The organism is Flavobacterium davisii (assembly GCF_019565505.1).
GTDB lineage: Bacteria > Bacteroidota > Bacteroidia > Flavobacteriales > Flavobacteriaceae > Flavobacterium > Flavobacterium davisii.
On record NZ_CP067378.1, the window covers coordinates 1,283,766 to 1,304,145 of the forward strand.

Below are 20,380 nucleotides of genomic sequence, written 5' to 3' on the forward strand. Positions count from 1 at the left end.
ATCATTATGTCAACAACAACAATAGAAGAAATTCAAAATTTTAAAGGTAAATACCCTAAACAGTTATGGTATTTGTTCACCGTAGAAATGTGGGAACGTTTTTGTTTTTACGGCATGCGAGGAGTACTTACTTTTTTTATGGTCGATCAATTATTACTTCAAGATCATGCTGCCAATTTACAATATGGTGCTATTCAAGCTTTTGTGTACGCTTTTACCTTTATTGGAGGAATTTTTGCAGATAAAATTCTAGGTTTTAAAAAATCTCTTTTCTTTGGAGGTATCGTCATGATTTTAGGCAATTTACTTATTGCTTTCGCTCCACAGCAAATGTTTTATTATGGTATTGCTTTTTCTATTATAGGAACAGGTTTTTTTAAGCCCAATATTTCTTCTATGGTAGGCGCGTTATATGATGAAAAAGACCCTAGAAGAGATGCAGGGTATGGTATGTTTTATGCAGGAATAAATATTGGCGGTCTTTTAGGTGGTGCATTATGTATTTATTTAGGTAAATATCATTCATGGACTTTATGCTTTTTAGCCGCTGCTATTGTTATGATTGTTGGTTTGATTACTTTTTTATTCACAAAAAAACATTTAGGTCCTATTGGCGATTCTCCTCTAACAACATTACCAAAAGATAAAAGAAGAATAAGAGAAATAGCTGTATATGTAGGCTCATTATTAAGCATCCCTTTTATTCATGGTATGGTAATTAATACTGACTATACAGATTATTTTATGTATACCATTGGAATTGTAGCTATTACGTATTTTGTATATGAATTAATAAAACTTAGGGATTCGAGTTCTCAAAAAAAAATTGATTGCGGCTTTTTCCTTTATATTTTTCTATTTCCTTTTTAACGCAATCTATGAACAAAGTGGAGGTTCTTTATCTTTATTTGCTAAAGATAATTTAAACAATAATTTACTTGGTTTTACAATAGATCCCAATGTGGTAAACAATAGTTCTAATACTTTTTTGTTATTGTTTTAAGTCCGCTTATCGGATTGTTGTGGTTAGGATTAGCAAAAAGAAAACGAGAACCCAATACACTAATTAAGTTTGGCATTGGTTTTTTATTTCTTTCAGCTTCATTTTATCTTTTCTATTCAACAAAATTTTTTGCCCACTCTAATGGTCTTACCTCACTAAATGTATTTACTTTTGCGTACTTTATTACCACTATAGGAGAACTCTGTTTGGGACCAATAGGTATGTCTATTATTACAAAATTATCACCCAAAAGATTATTTGGTATGATGATGGGATTATGGTTTTTAGCTAGTGCATTTGGACAATTAGCTGCTGGAAAGTTAGGTGCTGAAATTTCGCAATCTAATACCGGAACTACGCTACTTTCAAAACTCCAGTCTTATACTGATGGATATTATACATTAGCCTTATACGCTTTAATAGCAGGTTTAATTTTAATCGTAATTTCACCATTAATTAAAAAATTAATGCAAGAAGTGAGATAATTTCACAAATTCGGCATTATTTTTGAGATTAGGAATCTAAAAAAATAAACATGAATAAAACTTTACTCATATTACTCTTCACCATAAGCAGTTTTGGTTTATACGCTCAAGATATCAACTGGTTATCTCTTGATGACGCTTTAGCAAAACAAAAAAGAATGCCTAAACCTATTTTTTTAAATGTTTATACGGACTGGCATGCTCCTTGCAAAATGATGGACAAGGGCACTTTTCAAGATGCAGATGTTGTAGAATATATTAACCGAAATTTTTATGCCGTTAAATTTAATGCAGAAGGAAATTCTAGAGTAAATTATTTAGGAAATTATTTTGACAACCCTAATTATGATCCCGAAAGAAAAGGACGTAATAGCACACATGAATTAACTAAATACTTAAAAGTTCCGAGCTATCCAACCCTTTATATATTAGATACTCGCGGTAACATAAAAGAAGTAATTGAAGGGGCTAAAGATCCTACCGAATTATTACATATTTTAAAAAGTTAATAATGTCATCTATGCCGTAGCTCTCCTGTATAGTACAAAAAAGCCTTTTTTTCTTTAATCAAAAAAAATCAAACCGCTTCTATACAAAATCGTTGTTAACGCGCTTTTCATTAGACAAACATATTAATAATTAAAAGACAACTTGATATAAAGTTCTATTAACAAATTCTATCTTTATGCTGGAAAATAAATTTTTAACATTATGAAAATAACAAAAATACTCTTAACAACTCTCTTATCATTCTTCATCATGAGTTTTGTTTTAAAAACGACAGAAGATAAAAATTTAGAATGGCATACTGATGTAAAAAAAGCAGTAGCATTAGCAAAAAAACAGGACAAACCGTTGTTCTTCTTTTTTACTGGTAGCGATTGGTGCGGATGGTGTATTCGCTTACAAAAAGAAGTATTTAAAACCCCAGAATTTGAAAAATGGGCAAAAGAAAATGTAATTTTAGTAGAATTAGATTTTCCAAGAAGAACAGAACAAGCAACTGAATTAAAAACTCAAAACACACAATTACAACAATTATTTCAAGTTCAAGGATACCCTACGGTATGGTTTGTACAAGCACAAGAAAAAGAAGGAAAAATAAATTTCCAACAATTGGGCAGTACAGGTTATGTAGCTGGCGGTCCAGCGGTATGGATAGATGGAGCCAATAAAATACTTAAAAATTATAGCTCTAACAAAAAACAAAAAAAATAATTCTTACTCAATTATACAGGATCCCTTTTCAAACGTGTTATGAAAAGGGATTTTTCTTTTTAGGCATGTAGCCTTAAAAAACTTCACATAACTTTTAAAATTAGAACCATCTGAAATAATCATTTTAGGTCTATATTGTCTTATCATTCGCTCTAAATTTATTTTAGGAGAATTGGATAAAATCAAAAAATCAACATTTGTTTTATCTAACACAAAATCATTAGAATCAACAAGCAATACTTTTTTACCTGAAATCCAAAAAACATGTTGTTCTTTATCTATATGGAATATTTCATTAAATCCTTGAACTTGATAATCATGCAAAACATGTTCTAAATGACGACCTTTACCTATTGCATTATTGGTATACACTAATGTTTTCCCTCTCTTACTAATCGCAATCATTCTTTGTTTAGGGACATGAAAAACAATAAGTTTTTCTTCGTTCAAATCTTTTATTTTTTTTAAAATCAGGATCGTTTGAAACAGTAATAAAAAACTACATACAGTTATTATTGTCTTAAATCTCGGTTTTTGTAGCCAAATAAAGAGAAATATACTTATTATATAACTGACTAACATTAATTCAAAAGTAAAAGGGATTCCCTTCCATATAAATTCTTCAAAAGAAGCAATCCATTTTATCACAAAATTCATCAGTTGAATTATTTTTACCAAAATCCAAACAAACACATCTACTACACAATTAAAATAAGCGAATAACACAACCAATACACCTAAAGGCATTATAATATATTCTAAAAGAGGTATTACCAAAAGATTTGCAATAAAAAACAAACCCGGAATTTGATGAAAGTAATATAAACTTAAGGGTAAAGTTCCTATTTGAGCTACTAAAGAGACCACAAATAATTTCCAAAAAAATAATACAATCTTATTTTTAGGACTCCATAATCCAATGACAATAGGCTGCATACTCACAATAGAAAGAACCGCTAAATAACTCAGTTGAAATCCGATATCAAAAAGAAAAGCTGGTTGCACAATTAGAATCAGAAATACAGAAGCAGCAAGCGTATTATATATATTAATTTCTTTTTTAAAGCTTACTCCAATTGCTAGCATACTAAACATAACAGTAGAGCGTACTACAGAAGCAGCTAAACCTGCAACAAAAGCAAATCCCCACAATCCTAATAAAACAAAAAACAGTTTCAATAAATCATATCTTTTATCTCTCAAAAAAACAGCCAATATGAAATCTAGTATAAGATAAAGAATCCCCACATGTAGACCTGACACCGAAAGTATATGTATAATACCTGCATCTTGGTAAACTCTTGTCAAATGTTCATCTACCTCTTGTTGCTGGCCTATAACCAATGCTGTTAAAACAGCCAGCTCTTTTTCAGGAAACCCATTCTTTTGTAGTCTATTTATAATTCGATCTCGAAATAAAGCTGCGTAATATCGAATAGATCTTACAGGGGGACTTATACTTTTTAAATCTTCTTTTTTAACACATAATTGACCGTATATGTTTTTTGTTTTAAGATAAGAGGCATAATCAAATTGTCCTAAATTATTAACTGTTTGTATAGGATATATAACTCCTTTCATCAATAACACAGAACCTATCGTTAACTCTATAGCATTTTGTTTTTCTTTAATTATATTTAGGATTACTTTTCCTGAATTGTTTTTTTGATTTATTGATTGAATAGAAACTATATATCGTTTTTTATTAGGAGTACTTTTTAAACGTTCATAAATTATTCCTTTTATATAAACTTTTTTACCCCAATTTTGATAATGTGTAAAATGACTTGATCTACAAGTGTCTTCATGTAGCATAGAAATCAAAATTCCACTAATAGTAAAAATTAATGAAATAAGAATTGACATTCCTAATTGTCCTATTTGCTTTCTAAAAAAAGTAATAGAAAAAATCAAACCAATTGAAATTAGGAAACCCCAGATGAAAATGATGGAAAAGAAGGAAAATGTAAAAAAATGAAACAACACAATTCCCAGTATAAACCAAAAAACCGATTTTATTAGTGGGAATTGATAGAGTTTCATTTCAAATAATAGTTAATTTTTATCTAGGACACAATCGCTGTTTCGTTTTTTGACAACTTAACTTTCTTTTTAAAAAATTATAAAAGCTATCTTTCATTCATATTCTGTACAATTAGTCGAGCTGTATTCGCACTAGCACCGCTTCCTCCTAAAACAACTTCTAATTCTTCATAAGATCTTAACATTTTTTCTCGACCATTGCCTTCCAATATTTTTTCTAGTTCTTCTTTAATTCTACTTGAATTACATTCATCTTGTATTAATTCTGACACCACAGGAAGATCCATAATCAAGTTTACTAAAGATATATATTTTAACGTAATAATACGCTTTGCAATTTGATAAGAAATCGCGTTTCCTTTATACAAAACCACTTCTGGAACTTTTAACAGTGCTGTTTCTAAGGTAGCTGTTCCCGATGTTACTAAAGCAGCATGAGAAATACTTAACAGATCATAAGTCCTATTTGAAATAAATTGAACCGATTTACCATCTAAGAATTTTTCATAAAAAGAAAATTCTTGACTAGGCGCTCCCGCTATTACAAATTGATAATCTGGAAAATACGGAACTATGCTTAACATTTCAGAGAGCATTTTAGTAATTTCTTGTTTCCTACTTCCGGTAATAATGCAATAATTGGTTTAGAGGACAAATTAAACTCTTCTCTCAATGAAATTGCCTTTGTATGTTTTTTATTTTTAATAGCATCTAAAAGCGGATGTCCTACAAAATGAACTTTATAATTATGTTTTTTTTCATAAAATTCTTTTTCAAAAGGTAATATTACATACATTTGGTCAACATCTCTTTTTATAGCATGAATTCTATTTTCTTTCCAAGCCCATATTTGTGGTGAAATGTAGTAATGTGTAGCAATACCTAAACTTTTTGCCCACTTAGCAATCCGCATATTAAATCCTGGATAATCAATAAAGATAATAGCATCTGGTGCAAAATTCAGTATATCTTCTTTACAAAATTTAAGATTTTTAAATATTGTATTCAAGTTCATTACAACCTCTACGAATCCCATAAAAGCCAAATCACGATAATGTTTTACTAAAACACCTCCCGATTCTTGCATTAAATCGCCTCCCCAAAAACGGATATCAGCCTTAGGATCTTCCTTATAAAGAGCCTTCATTAAATTAGCTCCGTGCAAATCTCCCGAAGCTTCACCTGCTATAATATAATATTTCATCTATACAAAAAGTGTAATAATAGCTAAAATAATAGTTGATAACACTACACCTCTAGCCATTAATTCTTTATTTAATTTTAATAACCCAAAAAAAATCACCATATTTAGCATCGCTCCTAAAGTGATTATTTTACCTAGAAAACCTAAAGATTTCATTTGAGTAATTCCATCAATAAAATTATAATTCGTAAAAAGTTTAAAAAATAAAAAAACACCTATCAAAGCGGCTAAAAAACCAAGAATTGTTCCTTTTATTAACTCTAACTTATTCATCCCATTTCCAATTATTAAGTTCTTGAATGGCATGATAAGCTGTTAAATCAAATTGAATAGGTACAATAGATACATATCCATTAGCTAATGCCCATTCATCTGTATCCTTTCCTATATCTTCACAAATAAATTCACCTGCTAACCAATAATAATCTTTTCCAAAAGGCGATTGCCTTTTATCAAACTTTTCAACCCATTTAGCCTTTGCTTGACGGCCTATTTTGATACCTTTTATATCAGAAGCAGGTAATTTGGGAAAATTAACATTTAACACAACCCCTTTAGGTAATCCATTTTGTAAAACCTGTTCAATAATTTTTGTTATATAGGGCTTAAGAGCACTAAAATCAGCATTCCACGAAAAATCACACAAAGAAAAGCCAATAGAAGGGATTCCTTCAATTCCAGCTTCTATAACGGCACTCATCGTACCTGAATAAATAACATTAATAGCAGAATTAGACCCATGATTAATTCCTGATACACAAAGATCAATAGGTTCATTTATTATCTCATTTTTTGCCATCTTAACGCAATCTGAAGGAGTTCCTGATGTTGTATATTCTAATACTTCCGCATCATCAGCCGATATCTTATTTAAGTACAATGTACTATTTACAGTAATAGCATGTCCCATTCCGCTTTGAGGACTATCGGGAGCTACAACTACTACATTTCCAATCTCTTTAACTATTTCTACTAAATTTCGTATGCCGGAGCTGTAATCCCATCGTCATTCGTTACTAATATAAGTGGTTTTTTCATTTAAATAATACATAAAAAAGTCTTGCTAAAATAAGGAATTTAAATTGTTCTAACTAATTTTGTAGCTTTAACAAAAAATTATAGCCTCAACATTATTTTAGCATATTTTTTTATGTATTTTAGTATTTAGATATGGATACAATCTGGACATTTATGAAAAAGAACTACAAATTATTACTGCTCACAGTAGCAGTATCAGCTGTATTATGGAGTTTTAAACCAACATTTAAAACTGAAGACCCAGAAAAGGATCGAGTTCTACTAGACGCGATTGTAAGCGTTTTAGAAGTTTACCACTACACCCCTGCTACTATCAACGATAATTTTTCAAAAAATGTATTCGAAAATTTCATTGATGCCTTAGATCCTTCTAAACGTTTTTTTATTGAATCAGACATTCGAGAATTTAAAAATTTTGAGTATCAAATCGACGACATGATACAAGCTCGAAACCTGAGTTTTTTTAATCTCGTATACGAAAGACTTCAAAAAAGAATGAACGAAGCTAAAGTTATTTACAGAGCATTAAATGACAAACCTTTTAATTTCAACCTAGATGAATCTATAGACATAGACTCAGATAAAATTGAATTTTCAAAAAATTATAATGAATTAAAAAACAGATGGCGTTTACAAATCAAACTTTCTACTCTAGCATCTGTTGTAGATAAACAAAAACTAGAGGATGAAAAAAAAGCAAAAGATCCCAACTATTCAAGCAAAACATTTGATCAACTAGAAAAAGAATCAAGAGAAGCTGCTATAAAAAATCTAGATGAATATTTTGATTTTGTTAGTGATTTAGATCGCGAAGATTGGTTTGAAGTTTACTTAAATTCAATTGTAACACAATTTGATCCACATACTTTCTATTTTGCTCCAGAAGAAAAAGAAAAGTTCGACATAAGCATGAGCGGCAAATTAGAAGGTATTGGTGCCAAACTACAAAAAAGAATGATAATACTGAAATTTCAGAATTAATTTCTGGAGGTCCCGCATGGAAAAACAAAGAGTTAGAACCGAGGTGACATTGTATTAAAAGTAGCCCAAGGAAATAATGAACCAGTAGATGTTGTGGGAATGCGTCTTGATGATGTAGTCAAAAAGATAAAAGGTCCAAAAGGAACAGAAGTTCGTCTAACGGTAAAAAAGACAGATGGAACAATAAAAGTAATACGTTTAATACGTGACATTGTTGAAATAGAAGAAACATACGCTAAGTCAAGTATACTTGAAAAAAATGGAAGAAAATTTGGACTAATTCATTTACCAAAATTTTATATTGATTTTGAAAACGATGATAATCGTGATGCCGCTAAAGATGTAGAAGCAGAAGTCCTAAAACTTAAAAAAGCAGGAGTGGAAGGCATTGTTATGGATCTGCGCGACAATGGAGGAGGTTCCCTAAAAACAGTTGTAGATATAACAGGTCTATTTATTGATCAAGGACCTGTAGTACAAGTTAAATCGTCTGGACATAAAAAAGATGTTTTATCTGATCATAATACCAAAGTTCAATGGAATGGCCCATTAGTAGTCCTACAAAATAATTTTTCAGCCTCAGCATCAGAAATATTTGCAGCCGCTATCCAAGATTATAAAAGAGGGATTATTTTAGGAAGTAAACAATCTTTTGGAAAAGGAACTGTTCAAAATGTTTTCGATCTAAATCAATTAAAAACAAAATTTAATCTCAACTTTAATATGGGAGCCTTAAAAACCACTACTCAAAAGTTTTACAGAGTAAACGGTGGCTCTACTCAATTAGAAGGCGTTACAAGTGATGTTGTTTTTCCTGATCGGTATACTTATATAAAGATAGGAGAAAGAGACGAAAAGAAAGCTTTACAATGGGACAAAATAGACCCTGCCAATTACCAAGTAACAAACAGTATAAGCAATTTTGCTAGTGTTGTAGCAAACAGTCAAAAAAGAGTTATAGAAAATCCACAATTTAAGTTAATAGACCAAAATGCCAAATGGATAAATGAAAGAAAAGACGAAAGCATGGTTAATCTTAAAATGGATAAATTCATTACGGAACAAAAAAATATAGAAGAAGCCACCAAAAAATTTAAAGATATTACAAAATACAAAAACAATTTAGGTATTAATAATATAACAGATGAAAATGAGCTAATAAAAAAAGATCCTATTTTTGCACAAAAGCGTAAAGACTGGTTTGACGCTATTTCTAAAGATGCCTACATAGATGAAGCGATTAACGTTTTAAGTGAAATTAAAAGTCCTTCATTTACAAACAAAACATCTCCTACAAAAAAAAACAAATTAGTTGTAAAATCGTAAAAAATCATATAAGCAAAGAGGTCGCCTTAGGGCGACCTCTTTGCTTATATAAAAATCCAAAATACAGTCTAAAACATTTTCAAAAACACATTCTTTCAATAATAATCTTTATATCCTTATTCCTTTTAGCTTAATATATAAAACTATCTATTCACATAATCTTTTCCTTAACTTAAGCATTAACCATTTTTACAACATTTAAAAATATAAATTCTTATACAACAAAAAAACTTAAGTTACATAAGTAAATTGATTAGAAATCATTTAAAAAGAACTTCAAAACGTATTATATAATATTGTTTCTATTTCTATACGTCTATATTTTTATTTAACCCAGATTTCAAGAAAGTATTATTCTTTGACAAATGAGAGCTAACTTGCACTTACGAGCAAAGCCTATGTAAAAAATGATGAATTTATCCCCTCCAAATTTTGGCTGAAATGTAAAAAGGCTTCCAAATGGAAGCCCTTTGAGACAATCAATGATCAAACATCATGTTATCTCGTATAGAATAATTTTAGCTAAGATATTACATTTCCTCGCATTTTAATAAAAAGAAAATTTATGAAAAGTTTCGAAAAAATGCGAATTGTAAATCCCAATGTGGCAGCAATTAATGTCGGATCACGTTCTCATTTTGTAGCCATAGGACAAGATAAAATCAAATTAGAGATTTTAATTTTTATCAATTACTTAAAATAAGTTAGATAGAATTACGCATTAGACTTCGTTGTGAAACAAAATTTTTCAATAAATTCAAGTGCTCACGGAAAATTTTAGAAGAAGAAATAGTGAACTATTTTGATGATTAAAATTTAAGTACATAATTAAATTAGAAAAAAATAAAGTAGAATAAGTTTTCTTCGCCAATTCACTTCATTAGAGTCTAATCCGAAATTTGAGTTAAATGAATAATCTAAAATACAGACAAGAAAAGACTATCTATCATACGTTAGAAAAAGTTAAAATAAGGAATAATAAAAAACTACTAGAAAACAAAAAAGATCATTTTTTACTCAAATTATTCTTTTCAGTTTTTTCACAGACTACAATACCTTCTTATTTCATAAAAAAAGACTAAAATAATAAATCACACGAATCATATTACTAGAGGCAAGATATTGAAAAACAAAAAATTAACAAAAGATTAATAAAAAAACTGTTAATAGAACTCCATTTACAAGTTTCCTTTTTCATAAGGATTTATATTTTTAGCTTTGCTAAAAATAATAGAAAAATAAATTTGTTAAAAAAACAATATAAAATAAAAAATTAAACACTTTTAGTTTTAAATTATCAAAACTTCACGCTTTTAAACCCCTTAACATTTTATTAAAACTATAACACTGTATATTTGTAAAACAGATAACAAGGAAGTTATTTAAAACTTAAAAACGGGAGGAACTAAGAAATTTAGTAAAATCATGATGATTACCTCCAAAATTATCTTTTTTTTACAAATCTATTTTTTAGAGAGCCCCTTTACAGAAATCAACTTCCTTTAAAATTACTTATTATTAATTTAATTTCAAAAAAAATGAAAAAAATTTTTTAACATTAGTAGTAGTTTCTTCATTATTTTCATGTTCAAAAGATGAAGTAAACGAACCAAAATCAGTTGAATCAGTAAAAATAAATTCACAAAGAGTAAGTGAAGAAGTATTTGGCAAAGTTTATTATAATCAAGAAGGAGATCTAAAATTAAGAATCATGAGAAGTGTTAGAGACCCTAAAAAAATAAGTTTAGTATCTGCTCAAGACAGTAAGGATTATTTTCTTCTTAGAGATGCTGAAGCATTATTTGTTCCAGCCAGTCCAAAAATTGATGCGTATTTTTTATCTAAGGCTTATTTCATTAATACTGCTGAGAGAACTCCATTTATTAAAAAATTCAACAATATATTGGTATTAGCTGCTAGTAATGGCACAGCTGCAAGATTAGATATAGCAAAAGATTTATCTTATGTTGAATTGAAGGGCGAAACTGACGCAATTAAATTCACAAAGTTATAGTTAATTAATTTCAAAAATTAACATACTTTATTCAATTATAACTTAAAAAACAACAAGTTATAATCCCATCTAGGAAACCTCTAAGAACTTTATTATTAAGAACAAAAGTCCTTGGAGGTTTTTTATATATTATTTAGATTGTCTATTAAACCCAGATTACGGATTAGACTTCGTTGTGAAACAAAATTTTTCAATAAATTCAAGTGCTCACGGAAAATTTAGAAGAAGAAATAGTGAACTATTTTGATGATTAAAATTTGAGTACGTGCTTGAATTTGAAGAAAAATAAAGTGGAATAGATTTACTTCGTCTATTCGCTACGCTCGGGTCTAATGCGTAATCTGGGTTAAATATATAGTTCTATTTGATCAATTCCATAAGCAATAGAAATTTCTAAAATTTATTGATTTTACAAAAGTCAAATTTTAGACATAAAAACTAATGCTGAATCTGGATTTAAGAAATACTCACAAAATAAGCAAACAAAAGAGTTTCTATCTAATAATAGAAAATAATATTAATAGGATATTGGGCATCCTCTATTCCTTTTGAATCAGTATAAACTTAATAAAATACCTAAAAAATCAAATAATAAAAACTCTTAATTACGCGATAATCTTTCTGATGAAGATAAAAGAACAAAAGAAAAATACATAGATTTTTTCTTTTGAAGACAAGGTTATCACTACATTGGGAATACAAATAAAGCTTTTAAAATTCAAAGTCAATAAAAGCCTTATATAAAAAAAGGATACCTATTCAGATATCCTTTTTTCAATATTATAAAATCTTATTAATTAAACTGTGCTCTATTATCTTCTATCTTAGCATCACGCTTTAACAAATAAAATAATCTGCCAGCTGAAGAACCTTTTATCTGTCCTTCTAAACGTGCTATGACATCTTTAAAGTCTTTTGAAGGAACCGCTTTTTTAGTGCTTTTTACTTTTATTTTGAAAACACCAGAATTACCTGCAATAGTTGACGACACTACTCCTGTTTTTAAAGAAAAAGCAGCCCCTACCACTTTAGGCTCTGGACCTATTGACTCGATAAAAGATCCTGCTGCTGATACATCTTTTGCTTCTTTAACTGGCGAACCTGTTGCCTTAGCTACTGCATCTAAAGTATTGCCTTTCATCTTTTCTTCAATCATTTTTGCTTTTTTCTCGTTTTTCAACTTATATCCAAAAGTATTTTTTGCTTCTTCTATAGACATTAATCCTGAATCATTAATTGATTTTAATTTTACTATAACATGTGCATTTGGAGTTTGAAAACGCTTAACATCATCTTTATTTCCTGAAAATGCCCAACGCACTATTTCTCTTTGAGAACCTACTCCGGAATATTTTCATCTAAAGCAAATACTCTTGCAGCTGGAGCAACTGTTAATTTTTCTGCTTTTACTGCTGCATCAAAACCTTTTTCATTTGCTAAAATTTCAAATTTAGATGCTTTAGTAAATGCTTCATCGCTTGTAGCCTCTGAAGGCACAATTTTTTGTGCTATAGTAGCTAAACGGATTCCGTCTTGTTTATCTGTTACTTGAATTATATGGTATCCAAATTCTGTTTCTACAATACCAATCTTACCTACTGGGTTTCCAAATACAAAGTTTTCAAAATTTTTAGTCATTTGCCCTTTTGAGAAATATCCTAAATCACCTCCTTGTTGTTTAGAGTTATCATCTGAATTAGTCATTGCTAACATTGCAAAAGATCCCTGGATTAGCTTGCACTTGCGCTAACAAAACTGCTGCTTTAGCTTTTGCTTCTTCTTTTGTTCTATTGGCTTGTGGACCTGCTGAACCTTTAAAAGACAATAAGATATGACTTGCTTTAGCGTTAACTCCTGCCTTTTTACCCATAGATTTAGAAATACAGTAGTATTCACCAAAAATATAAGGCCCATAAGTTGTCCCGGGAGCTGTATTAAACAAAGCTTCTGCATGATCTACTGGCAAATCTTTTTAGCTATATAAGTAGAATCATATTTAATGTCTGAATTTGTATTTACAAACTCAATTACGTTTGACGTGTTACGGAAACCTGCTAAAGTATCATTTTTACCTGTTTTAGCATTGTATACTACTGAGGCATTCATTAAAGCATTTACTTTATCTTTAACTGCTTTTTCATCAGCTACTGAAGGTTTATCCTCAATTACGACGTACTCTAATTCACGAGAAGGTTCTGCCTTGTACTTCTTCTTATTTTTTTTCATATAAGAGATGATTTCATCATCCGTTAATTCAACCTTTTTATCTTCTACAGTTGAATAAGGAACAGACACTAAATCGAAAGTAACTTTATTATTTTCTAATTCGTAGTTAAACTTACCTTCTGCTTGTGTTGTATAATAAGATCCTTTAATCATTGAATTATACATTTGTTCTTTAGCAAATTGCGCTACAGATTTTTCATAATTCAACCATTGATTCCATGATTCAGGTTGTTTCTTCATTGAGTTTAAAAACTCATTGAATTTTGCTTTATCAAATTTACCAGCTGCATTTAAAAACTGTGGGTTTTGTGAAAATTGAGGATCCTCTTTAATCACATTAATCAATTGGTCATCGCCAATTCTTAACCCTGTTCTTTCAAACTGATTTTCTAATAAAACTCTTCTAATTTCTTGTTCCCAAATACTATTACCCGCTTGTGTAAAAGAAACGCCTTGTTGACTTTTTTGTAAAGCATCTACTTTATTTCTAAAATCTTCAAAAGTGATATCTACACCGTTAATAGTACCTGCATTTCTCGAATTGAATATAGAAGTCCCATTTTCAATTAAGGCACCTATTACGAATGCAAATAATGACAAACCTACAATACCGGCTACCAATAGAGAACGCTGTCTAATTTTTGATAAAACTGCCATTTTATATCTTAATTTTTTAATTCAGTTGGCGAAAATACAACTATCTATGAAATAATAAAATAAGTTCGCTTTTATTTTAGCTTAAAGTTTGTTTTTTTCTAATTATTATCTTTCTTCTCAAATTTTTTTGCAAAATTTCTTCTAAAGAAAAACATAGCAATAGCGCCTAATCCTAAGAAAAAACTTAAATAAAACGTATCATTATTTGAGTTTTTTTAGAAAAAGCATCATAAAACAAAAAAGCTGCCGCTACCAAATAAGCGTATTGGGTATATTTCATATACTTCATAAATTCAATATTTTTTTTACAATAATTAAAAAAATCTAATCTTTTGTTTACTATGGTTATTTATTTATGTCATTCTCTTTTTATAATCTATTTTTGAAGATCACAAATTATAGGTTCCTTGTATATTTTGGGTATCTAGGAAATGAAAATCTTTACTAAAATCAATTCCTATTCCATTAATTACACTTCCATCATTAATAAATTTAAATGGTTTTTGGGTAAAAAACCACTCATTTTTTTGATCATAATACAGTTGTTCTGTTTCTAAACGTTTCCCATCATGAGTTGTAATAATAACGTTTTGACTTAATTCTATTAAATTTGTTTTGTTGTAGATTATAGCATATTGAGAGGTTACCAAACTCTTATTTCCCTTTTCATCATAAACAGCTAAATTTAATCCATCGGGAAACTCATTAAATGGAAACTCTGCCGTGGTATAATCCAGCATTTTAGGCGAAATTAAAACGGCTTTAATTCGTCCAGAATCAGTATATTTAAGATTAAAGTCTTCAACTTCTCCTATGGGATTAATTGATGTAATTCCTATTTTTCGAACTTCATTTATACTGTTTTCACAAGACATAAAAAAAAGTGAAGCCATTGAAGATAGCAACACTTTTAATATTCCTTTTTTTGAAAAAGATTAATCATATTTACGTTTTACAAACCATCTATCATTAAACGAAAACCCTACAGAAAAATTCATATAATTTTCCTTCACAAGACCTGCTGCTGTTGTTCCTTTTTGTCCGTATTCAAATCCTATGTTAACATTAGAAAAAGTACCTCCTAACGGCAAACCTAGTCCTAATGTTAAAGCTTTATCCTTTATAGATTCTCCTTGAGCTAAGATACCAATATTTTCATAACGAAGTCCTCCTCTGTACACTACTCGATTTAAGTAACCTGAAAACGCATTGTACTTAGGGATATAATATCCTCCTAGAGCAATCTTTGCTTTCCCTTCTCCTGTTAATGCTTTATTGTCATCCAATCCTATATCTCCTTTTGTAGCAAATGAAGATTCAAAACCTATAGCCCATTTTTTGTCTATTCCAAAAGTAGATCCAAATGTAAACTGGCTGCGATTATTTCTAAACGATTTTTTTTGTTCTGCACCAAAACTAATTTCAGCCCCAGTAACAGTATAAATTAGCCCTTTGTTTTTCACTTCTTCTACTCTTAATCCTAATGGTAGATCAACTGTTCCTGATGTAACAAAGTCATATTGGGCAATTTTCGTTTTATAAAATGCTCCTAATCTCACATTGCCTCCTCTAACTTCATACTTTGATCGTTCAAATGTTGCATTTGCATCAACATCATGAACAAATAGTATATTTTTTTGAATTATCCCAAAATCATAATCAAACTCTACACCTAGACTAAACTTAGGTCTAAGTTTGTAGCCCAATGATACGTAAGCTCTATTCATTCCTCCTAAGCCTTCCAAATTACGCATATCTGTTCCTTCTTTAGAATTTATTTTATACCCTACATAGGAATTAGCGTATAGCCCTACTCCTACTCCTAACTTATTCGTTAGAGGAAAAGCAGCTGTAAGATAATCAAAAGTAACTCTATTTGCTTTTTCTTCTATACTTGTATTTTTAAGTTTTACTGATGAAAAAGCCCCTCCCATAGATAATGCTGTCAATTTTATAGCCGATAAACTTGCTGGATTTTGAAAGTTAATATGGATACTATCCATAACATTACCCATTCCTGCCATTGAACGATTTTCAACTGAATTGGCAAACTTAGTCTCACCAAGACCATAAGACGAATAAAATGAAGACGAACCCGTTTGAGCAACATTCTGTAATGTAAAAAGGAAAAAAATTCCTAAAATTATTTTTCTAAACATTGTATTTGGTATTGGTATATACGATTCAAACTTTCCAATAAAAAGTTTGAATTGGCAAATATGGTATTTTTTAATCGTTTAGCCAAAAAATTAGCATCACCTCCCGTTAAAATTATGATAAAATTTCCTTTTGTTCTGATTAACGCATCAATATAGCCATCTATTTCAAATTGCAAACCATTAACAACACCAGAATGCATAGAATTAATAGTTGAGTTTCCTATTAATCCTGCTGGCTCTTTTAATTCCAACAAAGGTAATTTAGCTGTGTAATGGTGCATAGATTCATAACGAAGTCTTAAACCCGGAGAAATAGCCCCTCCATAATAAACATTTTGCGCATCTACAAAATCATACGTAACACAAGTTCCTACATCAATAATTAATCTATTTTGGGATGGAAACTGCAAAACGGCACCTGCTGCCAAAACCATACGATCTATTCCAAGTGTAGTAGGTGTTGCATATTGATTATCAAAAGGAAACTTGGTTTCTCTAGAAATCTGTAAGATATTATACTTTTTTTGGAGCCATTCTATTTGTTCTTCTTCTAATTTACCAACCGATGAGAGAACTAAATTCTGGCACAAAGGATATTTATTTAAAATTTTTTCCATTTCTGGTAAAAAATTTTCAAGTAAAAAAAAAAAAACCTAAAAACATATCTTTCTCTATAACAGCTACTTTAACTCTTGTATTTCCGACATCTATTGTTAAAACCATCCTATTTTTAATTAATGAGCAAAGATATAAATAGATTTTTTTAAAAAAATATTTTGGAGAAATGAAAAAAGGTTCTATATTTGCATCCGCATTCGAGAAGCAATAACGCTTCAAGAAATGGTACCTTAGCTCAGTTGGTAGAGCAACGGACTGAAAATCCGTGTGTCCCTGGTTCGATTCCTGGAGGTACCACAAATCAATAAATGATTAACGTTCAAAAAAAGAAATGGTACCTTAGCTCAGTTGGTAGAGCAACGGACTGAAAATCCGTGTGTCCCTGGTTCGATTCCCGGAGGTACCACATTAAAACCACTAATTATAATTAGTGGTTTTTTTATTTTAAAACAAATCCTTATAAAGAATCAAGAAAATCAAATTCTTTTTATTTTAGCATTATAAAGTGACTCCTGCCTCAAATAAAACAAAATAAATCAAATTGAAAAAGACAAAATAGTATCTATAAAAGATATTAGATAACCCTGTTTTTAAAGCGAAACCTTAAAAACAGGGATTAAATTCAAATTTAAGTGGCTCTGAGCCTTGATTTTATTGACAGATTATCATCTCTAAACAAACTCCGTTAATCCTAACAACATAAGGGATGATAATGAAACTTTTTTATTGCTCTAATAATAAAGATTGGATAAAAAATGTTTCTTCAAAATAACTTTAACTTTCCTTTCAATTATAAATTAACTTTCATAAACTCTTCCGCCTTATCTACCATATTATAACTTCCACAAAAGAAAGGGACTCTTTGGTGTAATTCAGTAGGTTTAATCTCCATGATTCTATTGTAACCATCAGATGCTTTTCCGCCAGCTTGTTCTGTTATAAATGCCATAGGATTGCATTCATACAAAAGCCTTAGTTTCCCCTTAGGTGCTTTTGAACTAGGAGGATACATATAAATACCTCCTTTAATCATGTTTCTATGAAAATCAGCAACTAAACTTCCAATATAACGAGAAGTATAAGGACGATCGCCTTCTTCTTTTTGGCAGTATTTTAAATAATCTTTTACCCCTTGCGGAAAATGAATATAATTTCCTTCATTAATTGAATAAATCTTACCGTCTTTTGAAAATTGCATATTAGGATGCGAAAGATAAAAAGTACCTATTGCAGGATTTAATGTGAAGCCATTTACACCATTTCCTGTAGTATATACAAGCATTGTAGAAGTTCCATAAATAACATATCCTGCAGCCACTTGATTAATTCACGGTTGCAAAAAATCTTCTAATTGAACGGGAGTCCCTACTGGTGTAATTCTTCTGTATACAGAAAAAATAGTTCCAACAGATACATTTACATCTATATTGGAGGAGCCATCTAGAGGATCCATTAAAACGACGTATTTGTCATTATGACTATTATCAGCTCCTGAAATAGTAATAAAATCATCATTTTCTTCACTAGCAATACCACAAACAATTTCTCTGTTAATTAAAGTTTGGATAAAGACTTCATTTGCATATACATCTAGCTTTTGTTGATCTTCTCCTTGAATATTTGTTTCGCCTGCAGCGCCTACAATATCTACAAGACCAGCCTGTGTTACCTTATGATTAACAACCTTAGCAGCTAAGCGTATAGAGTTGATAATCCTTGATAGCTCGCCTGAAGAATATTGAAAATCATTTTGTTTTTCTATTATAAACTCACCAAGAGTTCTGTTGCGTTCTTCCATATTTTTATGCAGTTAGTATTGCAAAGATGGCATTTATTTTTTAAAAATAAAGTAACTAAAATAATGTAAGTGTAATGTTTAATTAAAATAAGCGGGCACTAAAAGAATCATGATTCGATCTTTTCAAATATTTCATTAAATATAACTTATCACGATGTGTTTTTGTTTTAAAAATTGTAGAAAATTTTTATTCTGTGAAGTTGTTTAAAATAAATTATACTTCTCTTATCTTTGTTCGTGTCTGTATTGAAGGTAACTAAATAAATTTAAAAAAGATGAAAAAAATACAATTGGCAGTAAGTTTATTGACTTTAATGCCTTTCGCGATGAATGCGCAAATTAATTTGGGCGAAAAAGCACTAGGTGCTTTGCAAAAAGGAGTAGCAAGTTTTACATTTTCTGATGAAGATGCAGTCCAATTATCCAAAGCTTCTATTGAAAAAATGGATAAAGAAAACCCTATTGCGGGACCTAAAGATCCTTATACATTACGATTAAATAAGCTTTTTGGTAAACATAAAACAGAAAGTGGTGTAACACTTAACTTTAAAGTTTATAAAGTGAAAGACGTAAACGCTTTTGCTTGTGCTGATGGAAGTGTACGTGTTTTTCAAGGTTTATTAGATGCAATGGACGACAATGAAGTATTGGCGGTTATAGGACATGAAATAGGTCACGTTGTTAATCATGATACAAGAGATGCCATTCGTGCTGCTTATCAAAAAGAAGCCTTAGTAGATGCTGTAGGATCACAAGTAAAAGGAGTGGCTGCAATAAGTGAAAGTGCTTTAGGAAAAATAGGAAGCGCAATTATAGATAGTCGTCATAGTCAAAAACAAGAATCAGAGGCCGATATGTTTTCGTATGACTTCATGAAAAAACATGGCTATAATGTAAATGCCGTAGAATCTGCCTTTACTGTATTGGCCGGTTTAAGTCAAGGAGCTGATGCTGGTTTTATGTCAAAAATTATGAGTTCACATCCAGACCCTAAAGATCGCGCAGAAAAAGCAAAGCAAAGAGCGGAATCAGAAGGACTTTACAAACCTTATGTTCGTCAGTTAAAAAAAACAGCTACACCCACTAAGAAGAAAAAATAATGAAAGAGTTTACCATTCGTAGAGGCACGGCACAAGATATGAAACAAGTATTGCTTCTTATAAAAGAACTAGCATTATTTGAAAAAGAACCAGAAGCCGTAGTGATAACAGAAGAAGATTTAATTCGAGATGGTTTTGGAACTAATCCTTTGTTTCATACTTTTTTAGCTGAATCAGAAGGAGTAATAGTTGGCGTAGCACTCTATTACTATCGTTATTCTACTTGGAAAGGAAAAACAATTCATTTAGAAGATTTAATTGTTACACAAAATAAACGAGGGACAGGTATCGGAATAGCCTTGTATAAAGAAATTATGAAACAAGGTGATTTGGATGGAGTCAGACGTATTGAATGGAATGTTTTAGATTGGAATACAAACGCTATTGCTTTTTATGAAAAATCAGGAGCAAAAGTATTAAATGACTGGCGCGTTGTTCAAATGAATGAACAGGGATTAAAAGAATTTTTAAACAATAAATAATCAGTCTCAAGATTTAAATAATAAATAT

General features: G+C 30.1%; 15 protein-coding genes, 2 tRNA genes and 5 pseudogenes. 10 read left to right on the forward strand and 12 right to left on the reverse strand.

Going from position 1 to position 20,380, the window contains the following annotated elements; all coding sequences use genetic code 11:
* The first annotated feature begins 6 nt into the window (after nt 1-6).
* The 3 genes and pseudogenes from JJC05_RS18740 (at nt 7) to JJC05_RS06310 (ending at nt 2,706) form a co-directional block, all read left to right on the forward strand.
* A pseudogene (locus JJC05_RS18740) lies at nt 7-1,488 on the forward strand (peptide MFS transporter).
* 50 nt (nt 1,489-1,538) lie between these two features.
* Nucleotides 1,539-1,997, forward strand: a complete 459-nt coding sequence (locus tag JJC05_RS06305) for a thioredoxin family protein (protein ID WP_105195701.1) — start codon at nt 1,539-1,541, stop codon at nt 1,995-1,997.
* A 202-nt stretch (nt 1,998-2,199) separates the two neighbouring features.
* The gene (locus tag JJC05_RS06310; protein WP_105195702.1) at nt 2,200-2,706 is read left to right on the forward strand and encodes a thioredoxin family protein; all 507 of its coding nucleotides are present in this window, start codon (nt 2,200-2,202) and stop codon (nt 2,704-2,706) included.
* A 3-nt stretch (nt 2,707-2,709) separates the two neighbouring features.
* Here the strand turns inward: JJC05_RS06310 and JJC05_RS06315 are convergent, their stop codons facing one another.
* The 4 genes and pseudogenes from JJC05_RS06315 to surE form a co-directional block, all read right to left on the reverse strand.
* Entirely contained in the window at nt 2,710-4,749 is a 2,040-nt protein-coding gene (locus JJC05_RS06315; RefSeq protein ID WP_258929570.1) for a ComEC/Rec2 family competence protein, read from the reverse strand.
* Between the two features lie 86 nt (nt 4,750-4,835).
* Nucleotides 4,836-5,953 (reverse strand): annotated as a pseudogene (gene lpxB, locus JJC05_RS06320) (lipid-A-disaccharide synthase).
* Complete coding sequence (locus JJC05_RS06325; protein ID WP_088392287.1) at nt 5,954-6,226, reverse strand: hypothetical protein; 273 nt, start codon at nt 6,224-6,226, stop codon at nt 5,954-5,956.
* A pseudogene (surE, locus tag JJC05_RS06330) lies at nt 6,219-6,991 on the reverse strand (5'/3'-nucleotidase SurE). Before surE ends, JJC05_RS06325 begins: the two are co-directional and overlap by 8 nt.
* Nucleotides 6,992-7,123: 132 nt before the next feature.
* On the opposite strand from surE, the pseudogene JJC05_RS06335 reads away from it, so the two are divergent.
* The 3 genes and pseudogenes from JJC05_RS06335 (at nt 7,124) to JJC05_RS06345 (ending at nt 11,312) form a co-directional block, all read left to right on the forward strand.
* Nucleotides 7,124-9,298, forward strand: a pseudogene (locus tag JJC05_RS06335) (carboxy terminal-processing peptidase).
* 565 nt (nt 9,299-9,863) lie between these two features.
* Nucleotides 9,864-10,001 (forward strand): hypothetical protein, encoded by a 138-nt coding sequence (locus JJC05_RS06340; RefSeq protein WP_164849063.1) that lies wholly within the window; start codon nt 9,864-9,866, stop codon nt 9,999-10,001.
* 1,008 nt (nt 10,002-11,009) lie between these two features.
* A complete protein-coding gene (locus JJC05_RS06345) occupies nt 11,010-11,312 on the forward strand; it encodes a hypothetical protein (RefSeq protein ID WP_235878589.1) in 303 nt (100 codons plus the stop codon).
* A 793-nt stretch (nt 11,313-12,105) separates the two neighbouring features.
* Here the strand turns inward: JJC05_RS06345 and JJC05_RS16870 are convergent.
* The 7 genes from JJC05_RS16870 to JJC05_RS06365 all read right to left on the reverse strand — a co-directional run bounded on the left by JJC05_RS16870 (nt 12,106) and on the right by JJC05_RS06365 (nt 16,971).
* Nucleotides 12,106-12,633 carry a hypothetical protein gene (locus JJC05_RS16870; RefSeq protein WP_258929571.1) on the reverse strand — a complete coding sequence of 176 codons (528 nt, stop codon included), beginning with the start codon at nt 12,631-12,633 and terminating at the stop codon, nt 12,106-12,108.
* A 17-nt stretch (nt 12,634-12,650) separates the two neighbouring features.
* Nucleotides 12,651-13,016, reverse strand: a complete 366-nt coding sequence (locus tag JJC05_RS16875) for a peptidylprolyl isomerase (RefSeq protein WP_258929572.1) — start codon at nt 13,014-13,016, stop codon at nt 12,651-12,653.
* Nucleotides 13,009-13,278, reverse strand: a complete 270-nt coding sequence (locus JJC05_RS16880; RefSeq protein WP_258929573.1) for a peptidylprolyl isomerase — start codon at nt 13,276-13,278, stop codon at nt 13,009-13,011. Before JJC05_RS16880 ends, JJC05_RS16875 begins: the two co-directional genes overlap by 8 nt.
* Entirely contained in the window at nt 13,269-14,195 is a 927-nt protein-coding gene (locus tag JJC05_RS16885) for a SurA N-terminal domain-containing protein (protein ID WP_258929574.1), read from the reverse strand. Before JJC05_RS16885 ends, JJC05_RS16880 begins: the two co-directional genes overlap by 10 nt.
* A gap of 389 nt (nt 14,196-14,584) precedes the next feature.
* Complete coding sequence (gene lptC, locus JJC05_RS06355; RefSeq protein WP_235878590.1) at nt 14,585-15,088, reverse strand: LPS export ABC transporter periplasmic protein LptC; 504 nt, start codon at nt 15,086-15,088, stop codon at nt 14,585-14,587.
* Nucleotides 15,089-15,130: 42 nt separating this feature from the next.
* A complete protein-coding gene (gene bamG, locus JJC05_RS06360) occupies nt 15,131-16,354 on the reverse strand; it encodes a BamG family beta-barrel-assembly machinery protein (RefSeq protein WP_235878593.1) in 1,224 nt (407 codons plus the stop codon).
* Nucleotides 16,339-16,971, reverse strand: a complete 633-nt coding sequence (locus JJC05_RS06365) for a type III pantothenate kinase (RefSeq protein ID WP_258929575.1) — start codon at nt 16,969-16,971, stop codon at nt 16,339-16,341. The genes bamG and JJC05_RS06365 overlap by 16 nt, the downstream gene beginning before the upstream one ends.
* 225 nt (nt 16,972-17,196) lie before the next feature.
* Between JJC05_RS06365 and JJC05_RS06370 the strand changes: the two genes are divergently transcribed.
* Together JJC05_RS06370 and JJC05_RS06375 are read left to right on the forward strand one after the other, a co-directional pair.
* Nucleotides 17,197-17,269, forward strand: a tRNA-Phe gene (locus JJC05_RS06370).
* 36 nt (nt 17,270-17,305) lie between these two features.
* Nucleotides 17,306-17,378: transfer RNA gene (locus tag JJC05_RS06375), tRNA-Phe, on the forward strand.
* Nucleotides 17,379-17,762: 384 nt separating this feature from the next.
* Here the strand turns inward: JJC05_RS06375 and fbp are convergent.
* Nucleotides 17,763-18,770, reverse strand: a pseudogene (fbp, locus tag JJC05_RS06380) (class 1 fructose-bisphosphatase).
* A gap of 275 nt (nt 18,771-19,045) precedes the next feature.
* On the opposite strand from fbp, the gene JJC05_RS06385 reads away from it, so the two are divergent.
* The gene (locus tag JJC05_RS06385; protein WP_088391417.1) at nt 19,046-19,870 is read left to right on the forward strand and encodes a M48 family metalloprotease; all 825 of its coding nucleotides are present in this window, start codon (nt 19,046-19,048) and stop codon (nt 19,868-19,870) included.
* Complete coding sequence (locus JJC05_RS06390; protein WP_088391415.1) at nt 19,870-20,352, forward strand: GNAT family N-acetyltransferase; 483 nt, start codon at nt 19,870-19,872, stop codon at nt 20,350-20,352. The genes JJC05_RS06385 and JJC05_RS06390 overlap by 1 nt, the downstream gene beginning before the upstream one ends.
* Nucleotides 20,353-20,380 lie beyond the last annotated feature (28 nt).